The sequence below is a fragment of the Allostella sp. genome, from assembly GCF_041913585.1.
GTDB lineage: Bacteria > Pseudomonadota > Alphaproteobacteria > ATCC43930 > Allostellaceae > Allostella.
In genome coordinates this window covers 1-2,964 of sequence record NZ_JAYSFE010000082.1, presented here as the reverse complement: position 1 = coordinate 2,964, position 2,964 = coordinate 1, and the positions used below count along the sequence as shown (strand labels likewise).

Sequence of the window (2,964 nt, the reverse complement as noted above, 5' to 3'; positions counted from 1 at the left end):
CGGCCACGGCCACGACCATGACCACCATGACCATCACCACCATCACTGAGCGCCCGGACCATGGATGACTTTCTCTGGCGGGCGCTCCTCGCCGGCATCGGCGTGGCGCTGATGGCCGGGCCGCTCGGCTGCTTCGTGGTGTGGCGGCGGATGGCCTATTTCGGGGACACGCTCGCCCACGCCGCCCTGCTCGGCGTCGCTCTCGGCTATCTGCTCGACATCGAGCTCGCCATCGGCGTCGTCGCGACGTCGCTGGCGCTGGCGCTGCTGCTGGTCGTGGTCGAGCGGCGACGGCTGGTGCCGACCGACACGCTGCTCGGCATCCTCGCCCACAGCGGCCTCGCGATCGGCCTCGTGGTGATCGCCTTCGTCGAGACCCTGCGGGTCGACCTCATGGCCTATCTCTTCGGCGACCTGCTGGCGGTCACGGCCGGCGACCTGTGGTGGATCGCCGGCGCCGCCGCCGTGGCCCTCCCCGCCCTCGCCTGGGCATGGCGGCCGCTGGTCGCGATCACCGTCAGCGAGGACATGGCGGCGGTCGAAGGCGTGCCCGTCGCCGTCGTCCGCGTGCTGTTCCCGGCGCTGCTCGCCCTCGTCGTCGCGGTCGCGATGAAGGCGGTGGGCGTGCTGCTGGTGACGGCGCTGCTGATCCTGCCGGCCGCCGCCGCCCGGCGTCTCGCCGGCACGCCCGAGACGATGGCGGCCCTGGCCGCGCTGATCGGCTCGGCCGCGGTCGCGGGCGGCCTCGCCATGTCGCTCGAATGGGATACCCCCGCCGGCCCCTCGGCGGTCGTCGTCGCACTTGCTATCTTCCTTCTCATGATCGCCTGGCCCAGGCGCACGGCCGGTCGCCGGGCCTAGGCCAGCCCCACCCATCCGCCAAGGACCCGATCGTCATGTCGACCGCGACCAACCCCACCTCGAACAGCCGGCTGCCCGTCTCGGTCATCACCGGCTTCCTCGGCAGCGGCAAGACCACGCTCCTCAACCGCCTGCTGCAGCATCCCGGCATGGACCGCACGGCCGTGCTCATCAACGAGTTCGGCGAGATCGGCATCGACCACGCGCTGGTCCGCCAGTCGAGCGAGGACATCGTGCTGCTGAACAGCGGCTGCCTGTGCTGCACCGTCCGCGGCGACATGGTCGACACCCTGCGCGACCTCTTCGTCAAGCGCGTGCGCGGCGAGATTCCCGAGTTCGAGCGGGTCGTCATCGAGACGACCGGACTCGCCGACCCGGCGCCGATCCTGCACACGCTGATGACCGATCCGATGCTGTCGGAGCGCTTCCGCCTCGACGGGGTCGTGACCACGGTCGATGCCGCCGTCGGCATGAGCGAGCTCGACCAGCACGTCGAATCGGTGAAGCAGGCGGCGGTCGCCGACCGGCTGGTGCTGACCAAGACCGACCTCGTCGACGACGCGGCGCGCCGCCGCCTGGCGGCCCGGCTGCACCAGATCAATCCGGGCGCCCCGCTGCTGCCCGCGATCATGGGCGAGATCGACCCGGCGCGGCTCTTCGACGCCGGCCTGTGGAACCCCGAGACCAAGACGCCGGACGTCGCCCGCTGGCTGCGCGAGGAGGCCTACGAGGGCGGGCCCGGCCACGCGCATCACCACCACGGCCACGACCATGATCACGACCATCACCATGACCACGGGCACGGCCAGGACCCGCACGACGTCAACCGCCACGACGACCGTATCCGGGCCTTCTGCTTCACCGCCGACAAGCCGATCCCGTGGTCGACCTTCACGCTCTGGATGGAGCTGCTGGCCTCGTCCGGCGGTGAGAACCTGCTGCGGGTGAAGGGGCTGGTGAACATCGCGGAATCGGACAAGCCGGTGGTCATCCACGGCGTCCAGCATGTGTTCCATCCTCCGCTCATCCTCGACGAGTGGCCGAGCGAGGACCGCCGGTCGCGGCTCGTCTTCATCACCCGCGACATCGAGCGGGCGACCGTCGAGAAGCTGTTCAACGCCCTGGTGGCCGAGGAATCGGGGGAACGCGTCTGAGGCGAGGAGCGTTCTCGCGAATAACCCGGCCGTTCCGACCGTTGTCTGTGATGGACGGATCGGACCGGGAACGAGGAGACCAAGGATGAGACGCATGCTGGCAGCGCTGGGGCTGGCCGTGATCGCCGCCCTTCCGGCGGCGGCCCCGGCGGCCGCCCAGTCGCAGGCCTGGGTGACGACCAACGTCAACCTGCGCTCCGGCCCTGGGACGATGTACCCGCCGGTCCTGGTGGTGCCGGCCGGCGCGCCGGTCGCCGTGTTCGGCTGCGTCGAGGGCTACAGCTGGTGCGACATCGCCTATGGCGAGGCGCGCGGCTTCGTCGCCGGCAGCCTCCTCAGCTACGAGTACCAGAGCGTGCGGCGCCCGGTGATCGAGATCGGGCCGCAGGTCGCGCTGCCGATCATCGCCTTCGCGCTCGGCAGCTACTGGGACAACCACTATCGCGCGCGCCCGTTCTATCGCGAGCGCGACCGCTGGGAGCGGCGCTACCACGCCGCTCCGCCGCCGCGCGCCTACTATCGGCCGCCGCCGTCCTACCGGGAGCCGCCGCGGCGGGTCTACGAGGCGCCGCGGGCACCCATGTACCGGCCGGACTATCGCGACGACCGGCGGCGCTTCGAGCAGGAGCGCCGGCGCGAGTACGATCGGCCGCGGCAGGTCGAGCGCCGGCCGGACCGCCGCCCGGACTATCGGCCGGACTACCGGCCCGAACCGCCGCGGCGGGTCGAGCGGCAGCAGTTCCGGCGCGACGGCAGCCCGCGCGACCTGAGCGGCGGCCAGACCGAGCGCGACGCGCAGCGCTTCAACCGCCAGAGCCGCGGCGCCCAGCCCGGAGAGTAGACGAAGCGCTCCTGGATCCCGACCGAGGGGGGGGGGGGCAGGGGGGCGGCCCCCCCGGGGTGGGGGGGCCCCCCCCCCCCCGGCCGGGGGGGCCCCCCGCCGCCCCCC

Annotated in this window: 3 protein-coding genes; all 3 read left to right on the top strand. The window is 72.3% G+C overall.

Annotated elements, in window-relative coordinates:
* Nucleotides 1-60: 60 nt before the first annotated feature.
* The 3 genes from znuB to ACE3Q3_RS15625 all read left to right on the top strand — a co-directional run bounded on the left by znuB (nucleotide 61) and on the right by ACE3Q3_RS15625 (nucleotide 2,856).
* On the top strand, nucleotides 61-861 hold the full coding sequence (gene znuB / locus ACE3Q3_RS15635) for a zinc ABC transporter permease subunit ZnuB (protein WP_374447649.1): 801 nt from the start codon (nucleotides 61-63) through the stop codon (nucleotides 859-861).
* Between the two features lie 35 nt (nucleotides 862-896).
* On the top strand, nucleotides 897-2,015 hold the full coding sequence (locus tag ACE3Q3_RS15630; protein ID WP_374447647.1) for a GTP-binding protein: 1,119 nt from the start codon (nucleotides 897-899) through the stop codon (nucleotides 2,013-2,015).
* A 94-nt stretch (nucleotides 2,016-2,109) separates the two neighbouring features.
* A complete protein-coding gene (locus ACE3Q3_RS15625; RefSeq protein ID WP_374447644.1) occupies nucleotides 2,110-2,856 on the top strand; it encodes an SH3 domain-containing protein in 747 nt (248 codons plus the stop codon).
* The last annotated feature ends 108 nt before the right edge of the window (nucleotides 2,857-2,964 follow it).